The following is an 18508-nucleotide window of genomic DNA, read 5'->3' on the forward strand; positions in this document are numbered from 1 at the left end:
GCGTACCTGCGCTCCGCGGGAGGATCGGGGCGGCTACGGAGGCGGACCGGCGAGGCCGGGGTGCCAGGTCCCGGGCTGATCTCTCTCGAGGGGGCGACCCGCTTCCGGCGGCAGTTCGTCGCCGCGGAGCCAGGTCCAGCACCGCGAGTTGGCGACCAGTTCCCTGAGCAACTCGTAGTGGAGTTGATGCCCGCCCCGCAGAACCTCGAAGTGGCCCCAGATCGGCGCTCCGAGCAGGGTGAAGTCGCCGACGGCGTCGAGCGCCTTGTGGCGCACCGGCTCGTCCGTGAAACGGAGATCCGTGTTCACCGCGCCGTGTTCGTCGAAGACGATGCAGTTGTCGACCGACCCGCCCAGACCCAGTCCGGCCCGCTGCATCTGCTCGACGTCCATCTGCCGGCAGAAGGTCCTCGCCGGCGCCAGGCCGCGCTCAAAGCTGCGGGTGTCGACGTCGATCTGCAGTCGCTGGCGCCCCACGGCGCAGCCCTCGAAGTCAATCGTGTAGTCCAGGCGCAGGCCGGGGTAGGGCGATGCGCGCAGCCACTTGTCGCCGCGGTCGATCTCGATCACCGAAGTGATCGCGAGGATCTGCCGGTCCGCGTTCTGGGGCCTTACGCCCGCCGCCTGCAGCAGCAGCAGGTAGGGCATCGCCGAGCCGTCGAGGATCGGCACCTCGGGGCCGTCCATCTCGACGACCAGGTTGTCGATGCCGAGGATGTAGACGGCGGCGAGGAGATGCTCGACGGTCGAGACGGTCACGTCGTCGCGACCGAGCGTGGTGGCGAGTTCGAGGGAACTGACGCTCGTGAGGTCGGCGGGAACCTCCACGTTGCCGGCATCCGCGCGGCGGAAACGGATGCCCGCATCGGGCGGCGCCGGCAGGATGCGCAGATTCGTCTCCCGGCCGGTGTGAATGCCCACGCCGGAGATCGCCGTCGGACGCCGGATCGTCTGCTGGCGGAACAGGCGGTCACGCGTGTCGTTGGACCGTGCCCGGGGACTCCGGTCCGATCCGTTGGCGCGCTTTGCCATCGGGCAGGTGTTTCAGCACGGATCGTGCCAGCCCGGCGATTGCCTTGTGTCTCTTGCAAGTCTCTTGTTTTTCAGTCGTTTACGTGCGCGCCCACAGCCGGTCGGCGATCCGGGATGTGGCGTTTCCGCCACACCTCTGTGGCGCTTCGGCCGCATCGTGGCCGCCTGCGTCGGGGGTGTCCGCGGAGAGTAGACTCACTCGGGAAGATGCACCCAACGCCGGAAACGAACACCGATGGCCAGGCGCAGCAAACAGAAGCAGCGGTCGCTCGCGGGCGGGAACGCCCTGGCGGTCAATCGGAAGGCGCGGCGAGAGTTTCACGTCCTGGAGCGGCTCGAGGCCGGCATCGAACTCCTGGGCACCGAGGTCAAGTCGATCCGGAGCGGCAAGATCCAGCTACGCGACAGCTACGTCGCCTTCCGTGAACACGAGGCCTGGCTGCTGGACGCTCACGTCTCAGCGTACAGCCACGGCAACCGGGAGAACCACGCTCTCGAGCGGCCCAGGCGGCTGCTCCTGAATCGGCGTGAGATCGACCGCCTGTTCGGGCGTACTCGCGACCGGGGCCTGACGGTGGTGCCGCTGTCCGTCTATCTGAAGGGCAACCGGATCAAGGTCGAACTGGCCCTGGCCCAGGGCAGGAAGTTGCACGACAAGCGGGAGCGGGAACGGGAGCGCACCCTCGACCGCGAGGCCGGCGAGGTGTTTCGCGGCCGGCGGCGCCTGCGCGCGGACGCGTCCGGGGAAGCACGGTGAGCGGGAAGAAGATCGTCGTTCGCGGCGCCCGCGAACACAATCTGAAGAACCTGACGGTCGAGATCCCGCGGGATCGGCTGGTCGTCGTCACCGGCGTTTCGGGCTCGGGCAAGTCCTCTCTCGCGTTCGACACGCTGTTCGCGGAGGGACAGCGTCGCTACGTCGAGTCCCTGTCCGCCTACGCCCGCCAGTTCCTGCACCAGGTCGAGAAGCCGGACGTCGACTCGATCGAGGGACTCTCGCCCGCGATTTCGATCGAGCAGAAGTCGGTGTCCCGTAATCCACGGTCGACGGTGGGGACGGTGACCGAGATCCTGGACTACCTGCGGCTGCTCTACGCCTCGGTGGGTGTGCCGCACTGCCCCGAGTGCGGCAAGGTGATCCGGCCGCAGACCGTGCAGCAGATGGTCGACCGGGTGGCGGCCATGCCGGAGGGCACCCGGCTGCTGCTGCTCGCGCCGTACGTGCGGGGCAAGAAGGGCGAGTACCGCCGCCAGCTCGAGCAGATGGTCCGCGAGGGCTTTCTGCGGGCGCGGATCGATGGCGAACTCTGCGAGCTCTCCGGCGACCTCCCCGCTCTCGACAAGAACAGGAAGCACGACATCGAGATCGTCATCGACCGGCTCGTCGTGCGGCCGGACATCGAGCAGCGGCTGGCTGCATCGTTCGAGACGGCCCTCGAGGTAGGGCGCGGCCTGCTCGTCGTGGCCCCCCAGGGCTTGCCCGAGGAGACGATGTCCCAGCACTTCGCCTGCGCCGACTGCGGCACCAGCCTGGCCGAGGTCTCGCCGCGCCTGTTCTCGTTCAACAGCCCATACGGCGCCTGTCCGGAGTGCGGCGGCCTGGGTTCCTCGATGGCGGTCGACGAGGAGAGGATCCTGGACGATCCGCGGCGATCGATCGAGGCCGGCGTGCTTCGGCCCTTTCCTGCGACTTCATCCTCCTGGCGGCTCAGGATGCTCAGGACGGTCGCCGCAGAAATGGGCTTCGACCTTTCGACGCCGTGGTGCGAGCTGTCCGAGGAGGTGCGGCAGGTCGTGCTCTACGGTTCGGGCAGCCGCGAGATCGCCTTCGAGATCAAGGGTCGCCGCTCGTCCTACCAGTGGCGCGGGCGCTACGAGGGCGTGGTGCCGATGCTCACTCGCCGCCACGCGGACACGGAGTCGCCGGGCGTTCGCGCGGAGATCGAGAAGTACATGTCGGTGCGCACCTGCGGCTCGTGCTCGGGCCGCCGGCTTCGTCCCGAAGCGCTTGCGGTCACCGTCGGCGACCGTTCGATCGACGATCTGACCTCGATGCCGATCGGCGACCTCCGGCGGGTGGTCGGAGCGTTGGGACTGAACACGAAGGAACGGCAGATCGCCGGCAAGATCCTGCAGGAGGTGGAGGACCGGCTGACGTTCCTCGATGACGTCGGTCTCGGCTACCTGCACCTGGACCGGGCCTCGGGATCTCTCTCGGGAGGCGAGAGCCAGCGCATCCGGCTCGCCACGCAGATCGGAAGCAAGCTCCAGGGAGTGCTCTACGTGCTGGACGAGCCCTCGATCGGCCTGCACCAGCGGGACAACGCGAAGCTGCTGCGAACGCTCAAGGGCATGCGTGACCTCGGCAACTCCGTGCTCCTGGTCGAGCACGACGAGGAGACGATCCGCGAGGCCGACTGGATCGTCGATCTGGGTCCGAGGGCGGGCGAGCACGGCGGCGAGGTGGTCGCTGAAGGATCGCTCGAGAAAGTCGAGAAGGCGAAGGGATCGCTGACCGCCGCCTACCTCCGCGGCGAAGCGGAGGTGCCGGTGCCGGCGGCGCGGCGGCCGGGGAACGGCGCCTGGCTGGGCATCCGGGGCGCCCGCCAGAACAACCTGGCGGAACTCGACGTGGACGTGCCGCTCGGCTGCTTCGTCCTGGTCACCGGTGTCTCTGGCTCAGGCAAGAGCAGCCTGGTCAACGAGGTGCTGTACAAGGCCCTGGCTCGCCACTTCTACCGCGCCGTCGATCCGGCCGGCGATCACGACCGGATCGAGGGCCTCGAGCATCTCGACAAGGTGATCGCCATCGATCAGAGTCCGATCGGCCGCACTCCGCGCTCCAACCCGGCGACCTACACGAACGTCTTCACGCCGATCCGCACCCTGATGGCCAAGACGCCCGAAGCGCGGGCCCGCGGCTACAAGCCCGGCCGGTTCAGCTTCAACGTCAAGGGCGGCCGCTGCGAAGCCTGCGCCGGAGACGGCCAGAACAAGATCGAGATGCACTTCCTGCCCGACGTCTACGTCACCTGCGACATCTGCGGCGGTCTGCGCTATGACCGCGAGACCCTGCAGGTCCGCTACAAGGGCAAGAACATCGCCGACATCCTGGCCATGAGCGTCGAGAACGCCTGCGAGTTCTTCGCCAACGTCCCCGCCATCGATCGCATCCTCTCGACGCTGGACGAGGTGGGGCTCGGCTACATCCGCCTCGGGCAGCCCGCGACCACGCTGTCGGGTGGCGAGGCGCAACGGGTCAAGCTGGCCACCGAGCTGTCCAAACGGGCGACGGGCCGGAGTCTCTACCTGCTGGACGAGCCGACGACCGGTCTCCACTTCGACGACGTGCGGCGCCTGGTCGGCCTTCTGCAGCGTCTGGTGGACCGGGGCAACACGGTGCTGGTCGTCGAGCACAACCTCGACGTGATCAAGAACGCGGACTGGATCATCGACCTCGGCCCGGAGGGCGGCGTCGGTGGCGGCAGGCTGGTGGTGGCCGGCACGCCGGAGCGCGTGGCGGCCTCGCGGGAGAGTCATACCGGGGAGTTTCTGAGCAAGGTGCTGGCGACCCCGACACCGGTTCCCGCCACCCAGGTGAGAAGGGCGAGTTGAGCGTGGCCGACCGCAGATCCTCCCCCTCCCGGAAGGCGGCCACGGACCTTGCCGGCCGCCGCCAGCGGCTGCAGCTCGAGACGCTCTACGACCTGGTCGTGGCGCTCCATTCCCACGAATCCGAGCAGGGACTGCTGGACGACCTCTTGCAGCGTCTCTGCACCATCGTCGACCCGGCAGCGGCCGCGGCCGTCACCCGCGACCGCTTCGGGGTCGCGCGGTCGGCGTCCACGGTCGGCTTCGGCAGCGATTCCCCGGCAGCCGAGGGATTGCTTGCCGGACCCTTGTGGGACGATCTCCTGGCCCGGGACGACGTCCTGGCGCGGAGCGGCGGGTCGCTGGCCGGCCGGGAGTTCCAGTCCCTGCTGGCGGCTCCGCTCAAGTCTCGCGATGCCGTGCTGGGCTTCGTCGCCGTCCTCGACAAGGAGGTCCGTGGCAAGGGCGAACCGGGTTTCAGCGACGGCGACCGGAGGTTTCTCCGGTCCGTCGCGGCGCTGGCCGGAGTGGCCCTGGACGGCCTGCGCCAGGTGGAGCGGCTGGTTGTCTCTCGGGAACGACTGGCGGAAGAGAACAAGCTGCTCAAGGAGCGCCTCGACGACCTGGCGGAGGTCGGCGGCAGGCGGATCGTGGCCCATGCGCCGGCGATGCGCCGCATCCTGGAGGTGATCGACCGGGTCGCGCCGCGGAGCGTCGGCGTCCTGCTTCGCGGCGAGAGCGGCACGGGCAAGGAACTCATGGCGGCCCTGCTCCACCAGCGATCCGAGCGGACCGGCCCGCTGGTGGCGGTGAACTGCGCCGCGCTTCCGGAGAGCCTGCTCGAGAGTGAGCTGTTCGGTATCGAGGGCGGCGTGGCCACCGGCGTTAGGGCGCGCCTCGGTCGCTTCGAACTGGCGGAGGGGGGTACCCTCTTCCTCGACGAGGTGGCCGACCTCGATGTCGCGCTGCAGGTCAAGCTGCTGCGCGCGCTTCAGGAGCGCGAGATCGTGCGGGTCGGGGGCCAGCGGCCGATAGCGGTCGACGCGCGGGTCGTTGCCGCTACCCACCAGCCGCTTGAGCGCCTGGTCGAGGAGGGCCGCTTCCGCGAGGATCTGTACTACCGCCTGAAGGGCGTCAGCGTCGAGCTGCCGCCGCTGCGGGAGCGGCGGCGAGACGTTCCGCACCTGGTCCGCCACTTCGCCGAGAGGTTCTGCGAGCGGGAATCGGTCGAGGTGCCGCAGTTCGACCGGACGGCGCTGAACCTCCTGCTGGCGCACGACTATCCCGGCAATGTACGGGAACTGCAGAACATCGTGGAGGGCGCGGTCTCCCTGGCGGACGGCGTCGTCGACGTGGCCCTGATCCAGTCGCTAATGGGCGGCGCGGTCGGTCCTCAGAGCCCGGAGCCGCTCGACCTCGAGGCGGTCAAGCGCCGTCACGTACGCCGGGTCATCGGGATGACGGGGGGCAACAAGAGCGCCGCCGCGAGGCTTCTCGGCGTCAACAGGCGCACTCTGACGCGCGGCGGGTACTGATCGATCCGCTGTCGGTGGGCCGGCCTGACATCCGACCGCTCGCAGACGAGCGCTCGGACTGTGACGCTGGTGGCGCGGGGACGTGCCACCAGGGTTCTGGCCGGTATCCCGCGATGGTGATGGGTCATTATGGCCCACCATAGGACATATTGTCCCTAGTGCATGTGGGGCGGGCGTAACGTCTCACCAGAGCCGCCTCAAGCCCGAGTGACGCGACTGGGTCGGGACAAATTGCCCCGAATCGACCATCCGGTCGCGACGGTGCTGCTCGTCGTCAAACCCGCCTGAGAGCTGGATTTGCGGGCGGTTTTCCCTCGTATCTCCACGGCTGGCAGGGGACTTGCTCTCCACAGGGTCACCAACGGGGAGGTCGAACATAATGGTAGGGTCGCCGTTCAGTTTTTTGGACCGTGGGGGCGTCACCGCGCCGGTTTCGTGGGCGGGGAGTCTCTCCGCCGGTGTGTTCTGGTCGTCCGTGGTGGTCGCCAGCTTTCTTTGGTTTCTGCTGAACGACCGGATCCAGCCCGTGGTGATCTACTGTCTCAAGCTCTTTCTTGTCGCCTAGGATCCCGGCCGCTGGGACGCCGATCGCCTACACCCGATGTCTGAGCTCGGAGTTCTTGAAGAAACCCACCTGACCTTCAGGCTCGCGCCCGAAATGGAGCTGGAGGTGCGGGCCTGCGCCTGCGAGATGGCGAAGTCCATCCGGATGAGCACGGACAAGGTCGAGGAAGTAGGCATGGCGGTCGTCGAGGCGTGCATCAACGCGATCGAACACAGCCGGGCCGCCGACGGCCAGCTTCATCTCGGGCTCGCGGTACTCGGTTCGGCCGAGGCGGACGAGCCGCAGGTGCTCCGGATCACGATTCAGGATCAGGGAGTCGGCTTCGACTGTTCGAAGCTCGTGCCGCCCCGGATCGAGGACAACCTGAAGTCGATCCGGAAGCGTGGCTGGGGGTTGAAGATCATTGAAGGACTGATGGACGAGGTGAACGTGCTCTCGGGCGAGGGCGGCACATCCGTCGTGATGTTGAAGGTACTCTGACGCACTCTGACGCTACTTTGAGCGAGGAAGTCTGGTTGGTTCCATGACCGAGGGTCTGAAGTTGAAGGTGGAGCGCCGCGACGGTCTGGCGGTGATCTACACGGACGGTTACATCAACAATCAGGGCGGCGAGGAGATCGCGGCGGCGGCGTACGGTCTGCTCGACGAGGGCTTCAGGACGTTGCTGCTGAACCTCGCCGGGACGAAGATCGTCAACTCGATCGGCATCTCCATCCTGATCGAGATCATCGAGAAGATGATCGAAGTGGAGGGCCGGCTTTCCTTCTGCCATCTCACCCCGACGATCGAGAAGACCTTCCACATCATGGGCCTGGCGCAGTACGCCAGCATCTTTCCCGACGAACAGGCGGCGGTGACCGAGCTTCAGGCCGGGGCTTCGTGACTTCGCCGGCCGCCGTTGCTGCTCAGGCGTCGGAGTCGACCTCGGCGGCTGGAACGGGTCCCGGAGCCGAACTCTGGCGGCTTGCGGCGGCCGCGGCGGCTGCGGAGTGGGAGAGCGGCGCGGCGCAGACCCGACTGGTCAGGCACTGGTGCCGGACGCAGGGCCTGGCCGGTGCCCAGATCTACCGGCGCGACGGCGGTCCGGTGGCGTCGTGGGGCGTGCTCGGCACCCGCGAACGGAGCCTGGAGCACGACCTGATCCTCTACTACGCCGTCGGGGACGATGCGGCTCGCGATGACGGCGCCGGCGGCGGACAGGAAAGCAAGCCGGAGGAGCACGACCTCGCCGGAGTGCTGGCCATCGGCCTCCGGCTGCGGGAACTGGCCGACGAACTGAAGGACCGGAAGTTCCAGGACAACTACAACGTCGTCACGCTGCAGGCGGTCTACGACGTGGGGCTGGCGATCGCTTCGACGCTGAACCTGGACGAACTGACCGAGGAGATCCTGCTGCGCGCGGTTTCGCTCCTGGACGCCCGGCGCGGCGCCTTCTACCTGCTGGACGACGAAGGCCGCCTCGCGCTCGCCGGCACGATCGGCGGCGGCGCCCGCGAGGCGATCGAAGCGCCGCGGGCCGGTTTCGACGAGGCGGGCATCGAAGCGCTGGCGGCTGGCGTGATGCCGGACGCCGAACATTCGCTTGCGGTCCCCATCGAAGGCGACGGGGGCAGCGGCAGCGTCGGCCTGCTGGTGGTCGCGGACAAGGAGAGCCGGACCGGGGTCGGCCCGTTCGCCGCGGCCGATCATCGGGCGCTTTCGCTGTTCGCCAATCAGGCCGCGATCGCGTTGACCAACGCGAAGCTCCATCGGCAGGCGCTCGAGAAGGAGCGCCTGGAGCGGGAAGTGGAGCTCGCCGCGGAGATCCAGCGCAACATCCTGCCCGCCGAGATGCCGAGCGCGGGCTGTTTCGAGACGGTTGGCTGGAGCCGTCCCTCGCGCCAGGTCGGCGGCGACTACTACGGCTCGCTCCGGTTTGCCGGGTCGCGCCGTGGTCTGGTGGTCGCAGACGTTACGGGCAAGGGCATGCCGGCCGCGCTCCTGGTCTCTACCCTGGACTCGGCGTTGCGGTTGCTCGTCGACGACTGCCGGCTGGGCGGAGAAGGCGTGGGGGCGGAACTCTCGCCGGAACTCTTCGACCGTCTGAACAAGCACATCGTCGAGAGCAGCGCCAGCAACTGCTTCATCACCCTGATCCTCGCCGAGATCGACCCGCGAAACCGCGCCGTCCGCTTCCTCAATGCGGGGCACAACCCCGGGCTCCTGGTACGCGGGAACGGCGAAGTGACGCCGCTTCCGGCCAGCGGACTGCCGCTGGGCCTGCTTCCCAGCGCGAGCTACCAGGTCGAGCCTCTCGAGATGGGTCCGGGCGACCTTCTCTGCCTGTACAGTGACGGGATCACGGAGTGCGAGTCTCCGGACGGCGAAGAGTACGGCCAGGAGCGGCTCGAGGACTTCCTTCGCTCCCGCCGCGAGCGGCCGCTGTCCGAGATCGTGGACGCCATCGATGCCGACGTGAGGCGCTTCGGGGCCGGCCTGCCGCAGGGCGACGATCAGACGGTCGTGCTGATTCGTAGGGGTTAGCCCGCCGCGGTCAGACCGTCCACGTCGGCCACCGCCAGAGCTGGCGCGGACGTGCCGCCGAGGAAACCGTCGCGCGAAGGGCGGCAGAACAGAGTGTCGCCGGTGGCGAGCAGATTGGAGAACACACGGAGCAGGCTGTCCTCCCAGACGAGATCGATCACCGGCTCCGCGAGCCGACCTGCTCGCAGGCGACGCGCCCCGCGGGCCCGTGCCCGCACCCGCATGCGAGCGGGGTCGAAGCACTCGACCTCGTCCAGCCTGCTGACCCAGACGCCGCCGTCCGCGATGCGGAACAGTTCCCTGTCGCTGTGCTCGCCGGGTTGGAGGAACGTGTTGAGGGGATAGGCCTCCTCGCCGCCCGTGCAGTGGCAGGTGGGAGAAAGTCCCACGCGGGCAGCGGTGGCGGTGTCCAGTGCCGGTGTTCGTGGCACGCCCGCGGACACCAGCTCGACCGGAATCTTCGAGACGCCTTCCAGGTCGAAGGGAAAGGGGAGCCCGCTCTCGCGGCAGGCGTCGTCCGCCAGGTCGAGGCGGCGGTCGAAGACCTGCACCCCCGTGTGCTGAAGCAGAAAGGACTCCTGCTCGAGGATGGCCCGTGACGAGAACGCGTGGAGGTTCAGCAGTTCGACGAACTCGATCGTCGCCTCGGGAGCCAGGAGGACGGGCGCGCCGCTGGGCGGCGTCGCGGCCGTGCCTTCAGGCGCTCTCCGCTCACGCGCCGTCTCGACCAGTCGCGCAAGCTGGAGGCCGTCGAGCGAGCGGGCGGCGTGGCGGGCGAAGCCGGCGCCCGGAGCGGCGCCGCTTCGCACTTCGACCATGACGGAACTGGCGCGTACGCCTCGCGCGAGTTCCCGGTTGTTGGCAATGGCGGCCTGTCCGATAGTCCATTCGATGATCGCCGCTTCGTCGTCCCTGAGCGCTTCTCGCAGCAGCCGCCGGGCCGCCTTGGCGTGCAGGCGTTCGAGGGCCGGGTCGGAGACGGCGGCCGAGGGGGCTTCCGGTTGGTTGCCCTCGGGCAACAGGGGCAGCGACTCGGCGGGCGCCGCCCGGGCCGCCGCGAGAGCGAAGCGCACCGCACCGTCGAGCTCGCCGCTGCGTGCGCCTCCCGTGCGGTGGATTCCCGAGCGTCGCCCCTCCCGCACCCTCAACGTGACCTGACGGGAGCGCCGCCGGTAGCTGTCGAGGTCGGGAACACGGTAGCCGGTGCGGCCGCGCCTGCTTTCCAGCCAGAGGATTTCCGTTTCGTCCGCCGGCGAGCGGTCCACCGCGGCGCCGAGTTCCTCCCGGACCCGGCCCAGGGAGCGCAGGCGGGGCTCGGCCTCGGCACGTCCCGATCGTCTCCTTCCTGATGGGCCGTTCGGCGCGGCCGGTCTCGAGGGGCGACGATCCGGCACGGTGTTTGCCTATCATAGGGAATCGTGCAGGAACTCCGGCAGTCGAGGTCCGGGTCGCCGCGGTCCGTCGCGCTTGCCGGCGTCGTGTGCGCGTTTGCGGCGGTCGGCGTCGCGGGGCAGCCGTCTGGCCAGAACGACCCGTTCGCCGCCCAGCGCACGGCCATGGTGGAGGAACAGATCAGGGGCCGGGGGATCGAAGAACCGAAGCTGCTGAACGCCCTCAGAACGGTGCCCCGGCACGAATTCGTACCGGACTCCCTGCGTGACGACGCCTACGGCGACGAGGCCGTCCAGATCGGCTCGGGTCAGACCGTCTCCCAGCCCTACCTGGTCGCCTTGATGGCGGACCTTCTCGAGCTCGACGGCGACGAGAAGCTGCTCGAGATCGGTACCGGCTCCGGGTACACGACGGCGGTGCTGGCGCGTCTCGCTCGCCGCGTCTACTCGATCGAGATCATCGACGATCTGGCGGAGAGGGCGGAGGGGGTTCTGGACGAGCTGGGCTACGGCAACATCGAGGTCCGCGTAGGTGACGGCTACCGCGGGTGGCCGGAAGAAGCGCCCTTCGACGGCATCCTGGTCTCCGCGGCGCCTGAGGAGGTGCCGCCGCCGCTGATCGAACAGCTCAAGGTGAACGGCATCCTGGTTGCCCCGGTCGGTGGACCGCTGCAGGATCTCGTGGTCATCCGAAAGACCCCGGACGGACTCGAACGCCGCCAGGTCGACGTCGTCCGGTTCGTGCCCATGGTGGGGCGCGCGCAGGAGGACCCGGAAGGGGAGAACCCGAACTTCTAGGCCCGAACTTCCAGAAGTGGTGGAGCAGAAGGGACTTGAACCCTCGACCCCCACGTTGCGAACGTGGTGCTCTCCCAGCTGAGCTACTGCCCCACGAGAGTTCTCCCGTACCTCGGGGGCCACGGATTGTAGCAGCGCCGGACACGTATATGATCGGGCCATGAGCAACGCCAAGAAGAAAGAAGGCGGCGAGGACGGCGGCAACGTCACGTCGATGGATCTGGCCCGGGAGGCGGTCGCTGAAGGGGTGGAGAAGGCCCGCTCGGCTGTCGGTCACGGCGTCGACGCGGCGCGCGAGCGGATGCGGGACTCCCCGCTGTCGGAACGGGTCAAGAAGGCCTCGGCCCGGGCTGGCGAAGCGGCCAAGGGAGGCTACGGCGCCGCCAGGGAGAAGCTCGGTCACGGCTACGAACGGGCGCGCAAGGACCTGGATCAACTGGTTGGCGACGTGAACGTGTACGTCCGTGACAATCCCGGTCGGGCAGTGCTGATCGCGGCCGCCGCGGGCTTCGTCCTGGGATTCCTGCTGCGTCGTGACCGCCGATCCTGACCAGCCGGCGATCGAAGATCGGATTGTCGGCAGTCTGACGCCCGGTCTCGACTGGGTGGCGCTCGTGCGCGCGTATCCGCTGGCGTCCGTGGCAGTGGCGGCTTCGCTCGGTTTCCTGATCGGACGCGCCCGTGGCCGGGAGATCCTCGGCATTCTGGGCGACCTCGCCGGCGAGCGGGTCGACGAGAGCGTACGCAGCGTCCTGATCCGCTAGGGCCTCGCGCCAGGGCCTTCCTTCGCTGCGCCGTCTGCTCCACCTCTCCGACATCCACTTCGGGCCGCCGCACTACCGGCCGGCGGCCGCGGGCGTGGAGGCGCTGGTCGCCGACCGGCGCCCCGACCTCGTCGTCGTGTCGGGAGACCTGACTCAGCGGGCGAAACCTCTGCAGTTCCGGCAGGCGCGGCGGTTCCTGGAAGGGCTCGGGCCGCCGTTCCTGGCCGTACCGGGCAACCACGACGTTCCGATGTACCGGGTGTGGGAGCGTCTGCTCGACCGTTACGGCGCCTACCGCCGCCACTTCAGCCCCGACATCGAGCCCAGCTTCCGGGATGCGGAACTGGAGGTCGTCGGGTTCAACACGGCGTTCAACCTGACGATCGAGGACGGCCGCTTCACGGCACGCCAACTGGCCGCGGTGGGGGAGCGCTTCCATCGGGACGGCTCGGCGGAGAGCGAGGGCCGTGTGCGGATCGCCGTCGCCCATCACCCGCTGGCGGCCCTGCCCGAACTGATGGGCTGGCGTACGGCGCGTCGCAGCGGCGAGGCCCTGACGGCGTTCGCGGCCGCCGGCGTCGACCTGGTCCTGGCCGGGCACGTCCACGTAGCCGCCGTGGGCGTGGCGCCGGACTGCGGAAGAAGGCTGTGGCTGGTCCAGAGCGGTACCTCGACTTCGGGGCGCGGACGGGGCAGGGAGCGCGGCCGGAACACCTGCAACCTGATCACCCTGGATACGGGGGTCGGGGGCCGGTCGGCGACGGTCGAGCAGATGCTCTGGTCGGAGCGGAGCGGGCTTTTCGAGACAGAAGCGGTTCACGACTGCGCACTGGCATGACCTACGACCGCGCCCTGGCATGAACGCGGTCGATCTGCGGGCCTTCGACCGCGTGGCGGGTCGGGTCGAGACGCTGGACAACGGCCTGCGAGTGGTCCTCCTGCCGCAGAACGGGGCCGAGTCGATCGTCGTTGCCCTCTGCTATCGCGCCGGAAGTCGGGACGAGGAACCCGGCGAGTCCGGTCTGGCCCACTTTCTGGAGCACATGATGTTCAAGGGCTCGGCGGCCTACGAACCGGGCGCGATCGACCGTCTGACTCAGCGCCTGGGCGGCACGAACAACGCGTTCACGTCCCACGACGCAACCCTCTACCACTTCCAGTTCGAGCGCGGATCGTGGCAGGAGGCGCTCCGGATCGAGTCCGACCGGATGCGGGGCCTGAGCCTGCTGCCGGAGGAGGTGGACAGCGAGCGCGAGGTGATCCTCGAGGAGATCCGGATGGTCGAGGACGATCCCTGGGACGCGCTGGAGCAGGCGGTGGCCCGGCGCGTGTTCGGCGGCCATCCCTACGGGCGATCCGTGCTCGGCACGAGGGAGAGCCTGCGCTCGCTGGACGCCGGGGCGCTCCGCTCGTTTCATGACCGGCACTATCGGCCGGGTCGTGCGGTCCTGGTCTGCGCCGGCGGCCTGCCCCCGGACGCGATGGAGCTTGTCGAGGCGGCGCTGGGCGGCGGCGCGCCAACCGGTGGGCGAACCCGCGCGAGCCCCGGATCGCCCGTCTTCGAGGCACGGCCCGACGGTCGGGTCGAGCTGCAGGGAGGGGAGACGCCACGCCTGCTCGTCGCCCATCCGGCGCCCGCGCCGGACGACCCGGCCCATGTCCATCTCCGTCTGACCCTGGCCGTCCTCTGCAGTGGCCGCGCGAGTCGCGTCCAGCGCGACCTTGTCGAGGAGGATCCGCTGGCGCTCTGGGCCTCGGCCGCCGTTGCCGGGCACCGGTTGGGAGGCATGGCGACGCTGTCGGCCGAGGCGGCGCCCGGTGTCGATCCGGAGCGTCTGGAGCAGGAGCTCTGTGCGCGGGTCGAGGGCCTCGCGAGTCGCCCGCCGGACGCCGAAGAGCTCGAGCGGGCGAAGCGGATTCTGTTCGCGGACTGGGTCTTCCTGCACGAAGCGGTCGCCGAACGGGCGGTGACGGCCGCGCTCGAGCAGGCTCTGTTCCGACCGGGCTTCAGCCGCGATTCGTTCGAGGCGTTGTCCGCCGCGACCGCATCCGACGTCGCCGCGGCCTGCGCCGCCCTGCTGTCCGGGGAAACGCGGGTCGTCGGCTGGTCTCGCCCGTGACCGATCGCGAGCCGCTGCGTCTCGACCTGTGGTCGGGCCGGCTGCGCCTGGCCGCCCTGCGCGTGCCGGACTCCGGCGTCGTGGCGGCCCGAGCCTGGCTTCGCGGCGGCGCCCGCGTCGATCCGTCGCCCGGGCTGGCGCTTCTCTGCGGCCGCATGCTGGTCGAGGGCAGCGCCCGCCGAACCTGGCGCGAGATCGCCGAACAGGCCGAAGCGCGCGGCGTGTCCCTGAACGGCTTGGCGAGCGCCGAGGTCCACGGCCTCTCGGTCGACGCGCTGGCCGACGACGCGGATCTGGCGCTCGAGTGGCTGGCCGAGCTGGTGCTCGAAGCCGGTTTCGACCGGGCGCGCTTCGAGCTGCTGCGCGACCAGACCCTGGGTGAGCTTCTCAGTCTCGCGGATCGCCCCGAAGTCGTGACCGGCTGGGCCTTCCAGGATCAGCTCTACCATCCCCATCCCCTCGCGTCGCCTAGTCAGGGAACGAGCGAGTCACTGGCCGCCCTCACGCCCGAGGATTGCATGCGGTTTCACGGCGAGGCCCTGGCGCGGGGTGGCGTGGTGGCGGTGGCGGGCGACATCGACGAGGACGCGGTGCTGGCGGACCTGGAGCGCTTCTTCGGAGGCTCGGCCGGAGCCGCTATCCGTACGGTCGAACCGCCGGCGCCGCGCGGCCGGCGCGAAAAGCGCGTCGAGATCGTCACCGGTTCCCGAGAGCAGGCGCACGTATACGCGGGACACTTCACCGTAGACCGGCGGCATCCGGATCTGCCGGAGCTGCGCGCGCTCGGCATCCTGCTCGGATCCGACGGTCTGGCCGGACGGATCCCCCATCGCGTTCGCGAACGGGAGGGTCTGGCGTACGCGACTCACGTCGATGTGCTGGCCGGCGCCGGCAGCGATCCAGGCGCCCTCTCGGTCTACCTCGGAACCCATCCGGATCATGTCGAGCGCGGGCTCGAACTGGTCCGCGAAGCGCTCCACGAGGTGCTGGAGCGGCCGCCCGAAGCGGCCGTCCTCGAAGCATGCAGGACCGGGATGTTCGGCCACGAGCCCTTTCTGACGGAGACCGCCGGCCTCTGGGCCGGCCTGCTCGTCGACGCGCTGCTCTTCGAGCTACCGAGTTACCGGCGCTCCTGGCGGCTCGAACGGATCGAGCGTCTCAGCCCGGAAGGTGTCTTCCGGGCGGCGCGGCGGCACCTCGACCCGGAGCGGATGCTGGTGACGGTGGGAGTGCCCGGCCAGGACGGTTGCCTGCGAAACGCCGTTTCGTAGATCTCGACCGGGTCAGAAAGCCACGCAGCTCAGCGCCGTGGTGTCGATCAACGCAGGCCCCAGGCCCTCATCGATGGCGTAGGGCGCCTTGGCGTCTCCGAAATCGACCAACACCCGATGAGCAAGGTCCGTCGCGCTCGCGATCAGCACCCAGTAGTGGCCGTTCATCTCGCAGCCGTCCAGCACTTTCACCAGCACTTCCCAGTTCGACGGATCGAAGAAGGTGAAGAGCCCCGAGTCCGTTGCCTGGTAGTCGCCGGAGCTCACAGCCGACGCCGCGCGCTCAGCGCCCTGCAGAGTGAACGAGGCGGTCACGTCGGCGTGCCGCAGGTCGTGCGTCGCTCCGACCTCCAGAATGTCCGCGACCTCGGGCGGCGATTCGGGTGCCGGCACATCCTCGCAGCGGAACGCGCCGGTGTCAGCCTGAGCGCGGGACGGCGCGCCGCCGGCGGAGCGGTAGACCTTGGAGAGACCGTCCGCGGCCTTGATGGAGAACTCGTAGCTGACATCCGTCGCGGCCGCGGAGAACACCCACCAGTGACCGTTCACCTCGCAGCCGTTCAGCACTTTGACCAGCACCTCCCAGTTCTCGCCGTCGAAGAAGGTGAAGAGCCCCGAGTCGGTTGATGCTCCGCCCATCTCAACGGGAGACATCGCATCCGCCTCGCCGTCCACGAGGTAGCTGCCGCTCACGCGGAACGTGTCACCATGCAGGCAGAGACTGCTCGTGTCGTCCTCGCAGACGCTCGACAGGGGTTCCCGGGGGAGGTAGATCCCGGAACCGATCACGGCCCTCTGCTCCGAGTTGGGCACCGGGAAGCTCACCGCGTAACCGAGCTTCGGGGAACCGGTGTCCTCGTCTCCCTGGACGGTGGGGTCGTCGTAGTAGTACTCCAGGAACTTCCGACCCTCGCGCCGCGCACCTCCGATCAGCTCCTCGGCAAACCTCACCCCGTTGATGTCCGTCCTCGTCATGTCCGTCGGCGTGCCTTCGACATCCGGCCTGGTTGCGTGAAACAGGATGATGCCCGAGCCACTCACGACCCACAGGTAGATGGAACCGGACTTCCAGTCTCCTCCTTCCAGCCGGAAGGCGTTTCTGATCCCGACCAGGGCGCTGTAGCCTTCCGATCGGACGGCTTCGCGGTACACCTTGACCGCTTCCTCAACGAAGGTGATGAGTGTCTCGCTGTCCTTGACCTGCGACGCGGTGACGGCCGGTTTCGGCAGATGAGTCGCGGGCCTGTCCGGTACATGGGAGACGTCCTGCGACCAGCCGCCGACCAGCGTGAATCGTCTTCCCGTGATCCCGGAGATGTACTCGACGGCGTACGCAGTTCCTGGCTCCCCGTCGTGGTACTCGACGAAACCGCCGCCTCGGGCGCCGACCGCCAGGAGCTCCTGGACGACCTTCTTCCCGTTGTCGTCCTCGACGTCGATCAGGTTCTTGCTCTCCGCCGTGCGATCGCCCCCGTGGATGAACGGCTCACCGCTCTGGAGGAAGATGATCAGGAACATCGACCCCGCCTTGAGCGGCCCCTCCTGTTTCAGCCGGCCCCTGAGCTTTGCGCCTTCGTCTACCTGGGTGATCGCCTCGAACTCTGCCTTCGCCCCTTCGACGAAAGCCTTCAGGGTCTCACGGTCCTTGACCTGGGCGGCAGTCGTCCTGGCTTCGGCGACCCCGCTCGCCAGCATGAGTAGCGCCAGAACGGCGAGCGACAGCGCTCCCTTGCGGTTCGAACCCATCGTGTTCTCCTTCGTGGCATTGTAAGCGACGAGATGACGAGAGTGCTGAGGACGGTCCTGTACAGGCGTCACGTCGAGTCGGGGGCTCGTTTCGGGCCGTTCGCCGGCTACGAGATGCCGATTCAGTATCAGGGAGTGCTGGCGGAGCACCGCGCGGTGCGCGAACGCGCCGGCATGTTCGATGTCTCCCACATGGGGGAGATCCGCGTGTGGGGTCCCCGCGCCCTGTCCCTGCTGCAGGGCCTGACGCCGAACGACGTGGGTGCGCTCGCGCCCGGCCGCGCCCACTACAGCGCCCTGCTGACGGAGCGGGGCACCTTCATCGACGATCTGCTCGTCTACTGTCTCGACCCGGAGGACTACCTCCTCGTGGTCAACGCCGCGTCGAGGGCTCGTGATCTGGAACTGCTCGAGACGGCGGCCTCGGCGGAGGACGGTGGCGTCCGCGTAGACGACGAGAGCGACGAGACGGCCCTGATCGCTGTGCAGGGACCGCGGGCGGCGGAGATCGTCGCGGACGTCGTGGGTACCGAAGCCGCGGAGCTTCGGTACTACTCGTTTCTCCACCAGGATGAGGAAGAGCGGATCGTGTCGCGGACCGGCTACACGGGGGAGGACGGCTTCGAGATTTACACGGCGGCCGGCCAGGCGGAGGATCTGTGGGCGGAGTTCCTGGCGCAGGGCAGCGACGTTGGCCTGATGCCGGCGGGTCTGGGCGCGAGAGACACGCTGCGGCTGGAAGCCGGGATGATGCTCTGCGGACAGGACATCGGCGAGGAGACGACGCCCCTTGAGGCCGGGCTGTCCTGGATCGTCAAGTGGAAGAAGGGCGACTTCGTCGGCCGGGACGCCCTGGCCCGCCAGCGGGAGACGGGATGCCGCCACCGGCTTGTCGGTTTCGAGGTCGAGGGCCGCGGCATCGCCCGCCATGGACATCGCCTGACGGTCCGGGATGCCCCCGACTGTGCCGGTCCGGTGACCAGCGGCGCCTTCGCACCCACGCTGGGACGGGCGATCGGTATCGCCCGGCTGGATTGCAGTAGCGGCGGGCCGCCCGCGCCCGACAGCGCGGCTTCGGTTACGGTTCGGGGCCGGGAGATCGACTGCCGTATCGTCAAACTACCCTTCTACCGGCGCCCCAAGGCGGGCGCCTGAGTTCATATGAGGTTCCG

General features: G+C 68.8%; 16 protein-coding genes and 1 tRNA gene. 13 read left to right on the forward strand and 4 right to left on the reverse strand.

The features are described from left to right. Positions 1-33: 33 nt before the first annotated feature. Positions 34-1032, reverse strand: a complete 999-nt coding sequence (gene lpxC / locus OXI49_14905) for a UDP-3-O-acyl-N-acetylglucosamine deacetylase (protein ID MDE2691801.1) — start codon at positions 1030-1032, stop codon at positions 34-36. A 235-nt stretch (positions 1033-1267) separates the two neighbouring features. On the opposite strand from lpxC, the gene smpB reads away from it, so the two are divergent. The 6 genes from smpB (at position 1268) to OXI49_14935 (ending at position 9246) form a co-directional block, all read left to right on the forward strand. Then, positions 1268-1789: an SsrA-binding protein SmpB gene (gene smpB / locus OXI49_14910; GenBank protein ID MDE2691802.1), complete on the forward strand. Its 522-nt coding sequence runs from the start codon at positions 1268-1270 to the stop codon at positions 1787-1789. Continuing rightward, the gene (gene uvrA, locus OXI49_14915; GenBank protein ID MDE2691803.1) at positions 1786-4647 is read left to right on the forward strand and encodes an excinuclease ABC subunit UvrA; all 2862 of its coding nucleotides are present in this window, start codon (positions 1786-1788) and stop codon (positions 4645-4647) included. The genes smpB and uvrA overlap by 4 nt, the downstream gene beginning before the upstream one ends. Before the next feature lie 2 nt (positions 4648-4649). Further along, positions 4650-6158 carry a sigma 54-interacting transcriptional regulator gene (locus OXI49_14920; protein ID MDE2691804.1) on the forward strand — a complete coding sequence of 503 codons (1509 nt, stop codon included), beginning with the start codon at positions 4650-4652 and terminating at the stop codon, positions 6156-6158. A 601-nt stretch (positions 6159-6759) separates the two neighbouring features. Further along, on the forward strand, positions 6760-7203 hold the full coding sequence (locus OXI49_14925; protein ID MDE2691805.1) for an ATP-binding protein: 444 nt from the start codon (positions 6760-6762) through the stop codon (positions 7201-7203). Between the two features lie 43 nt (positions 7204-7246). Beyond that, on the forward strand, positions 7247-7606 hold the full coding sequence (locus tag OXI49_14930) for an STAS domain-containing protein (protein MDE2691806.1): 360 nt from the start codon (positions 7247-7249) through the stop codon (positions 7604-7606). Continuing rightward, a complete protein-coding gene (locus OXI49_14935; protein MDE2691807.1) occupies positions 7603-9246 on the forward strand; it encodes a SpoIIE family protein phosphatase in 1644 nt (547 codons plus the stop codon). The genes OXI49_14930 and OXI49_14935 overlap by 4 nt, the downstream gene beginning before the upstream one ends. On the opposite strand, the gene OXI49_14940 is transcribed toward OXI49_14935, so the two are convergent. Beyond that, positions 9243-10640: a metallopeptidase TldD-related protein gene (locus tag OXI49_14940; protein ID MDE2691808.1), complete on the reverse strand. Its 1398-nt coding sequence runs from the start codon at positions 10638-10640 to the stop codon at positions 9243-9245. The two genes, OXI49_14935 and OXI49_14940, sit on opposite strands and share 4 nt — an antisense overlap. 24 nt (positions 10641-10664) lie before the next feature. On the opposite strand from OXI49_14940, the gene OXI49_14945 reads away from it, so the two are divergent. Then, positions 10665-11435, forward strand: coding sequence for a protein-L-isoaspartate(D-aspartate) O-methyltransferase (locus OXI49_14945; protein ID MDE2691809.1), 771 nt, complete (start codon positions 10665-10667; stop codon positions 11433-11435). Positions 11436-11452: 17 nt separating this feature from the next. Here the strand turns inward: OXI49_14945 and OXI49_14950 are convergent. After that, positions 11453-11528: transfer RNA gene (locus OXI49_14950), tRNA-Ala, on the reverse strand. Positions 11529-11595: 67 nt separating this feature from the next. Here OXI49_14950 and OXI49_14955 point away from each other — a divergent pair. From OXI49_14955 to OXI49_14975, 5 genes are read left to right on the forward strand one after another with little or no spacing between them, the layout of a single operon-like run. Then, complete coding sequence (locus OXI49_14955) at positions 11596-11985, forward strand: hypothetical protein (protein ID MDE2691810.1); 390 nt, start codon at positions 11596-11598, stop codon at positions 11983-11985. After that, positions 11969-12199, forward strand: coding sequence for a hypothetical protein (locus tag OXI49_14960; protein MDE2691811.1), 231 nt, complete (start codon positions 11969-11971; stop codon positions 12197-12199). The genes OXI49_14955 and OXI49_14960 overlap by 17 nt, the downstream gene beginning before the upstream one ends. Positions 12200-12233: 34 nt before the next feature. Continuing rightward, entirely contained in the window at positions 12234-13037 is an 804-nt protein-coding gene (locus tag OXI49_14965; GenBank protein ID MDE2691812.1) for a metallophosphoesterase, read from the forward strand. 19 nt (positions 13038-13056) lie between these two features. Beyond that, positions 13057-14319: a pitrilysin family protein gene (locus OXI49_14970; protein ID MDE2691813.1), complete on the forward strand. Its 1263-nt coding sequence runs from the start codon at positions 13057-13059 to the stop codon at positions 14317-14319. Next, entirely contained in the window at positions 14316-15590 is a 1275-nt protein-coding gene (locus tag OXI49_14975; GenBank protein MDE2691814.1) for a pitrilysin family protein, read from the forward strand. The genes OXI49_14970 and OXI49_14975 overlap by 4 nt, the downstream gene beginning before the upstream one ends. A 12-nt stretch (positions 15591-15602) precedes the next feature. Here the strand turns inward: OXI49_14975 and OXI49_14980 are convergent, their stop codons facing one another. After that, on the reverse strand, positions 15603-17336 hold the full coding sequence (locus tag OXI49_14980; GenBank protein ID MDE2691815.1) for a cache domain-containing protein: 1734 nt from the start codon (positions 17334-17336) through the stop codon (positions 15603-15605). 33 nt (positions 17337-17369) lie between these two features. Between OXI49_14980 and gcvT the strand changes: the two genes are divergently transcribed. Continuing rightward, entirely contained in the window at positions 17370-18491 is a 1122-nt protein-coding gene (gene gcvT, locus OXI49_14985; protein MDE2691816.1) for a glycine cleavage system aminomethyltransferase GcvT, read from the forward strand. Positions 18492-18508: the final 17 nt, after the last annotated feature.

This window comes from Acidobacteriota bacterium, assembly GCA_028875725.1.
Classification (GTDB): domain Bacteria; phylum Acidobacteriota; class Thermoanaerobaculia; order Multivoradales; family Multivoraceae; genus Multivorans.

Bases quoted from the DNA above. Each gene is read 5' to 3' on its own strand.
- OXI49_14980 (MDE2691815.1), bottom strand. From the start codon at position 17,336: ATGGGTTCGAACCGCAAGGGAGCGCTGTCGCTCGCCGTTCTGGCGCTA.
- OXI49_14930 (MDE2691806.1), top strand. From the start codon at position 7,247: ATGACCGAGGGTCTGAAGTTGAAGGTGGAGCGCCGCGACGGTCTGGCG.
- gcvT (MDE2691816.1), top strand. From the start codon at position 17,370: ATGACGAGAGTGCTGAGGACGGTCCTGTACAGGCGTCACGTCGAGTCG.
- OXI49_14955 (MDE2691810.1), top strand. From the start codon at position 11,596: ATGAGCAACGCCAAGAAGAAAGAAGGCGGCGAGGACGGCGGCAACGTC.
- OXI49_14925 (MDE2691805.1), top strand. From the start codon at position 6,760: ATGTCTGAGCTCGGAGTTCTTGAAGAAACCCACCTGACCTTCAGGCTC.
- lpxC (MDE2691801.1), bottom strand. From the start codon at position 1,032: ATGGCAAAGCGCGCCAACGGATCGGACCGGAGTCCCCGGGCACGGTCC.
- smpB (MDE2691802.1), top strand. From the start codon at position 1,268: ATGGCCAGGCGCAGCAAACAGAAGCAGCGGTCGCTCGCGGGCGGGAAC.
- OXI49_14970 (MDE2691813.1), top strand. From the start codon at position 13,057: ATGAACGCGGTCGATCTGCGGGCCTTCGACCGCGTGGCGGGTCGGGTC.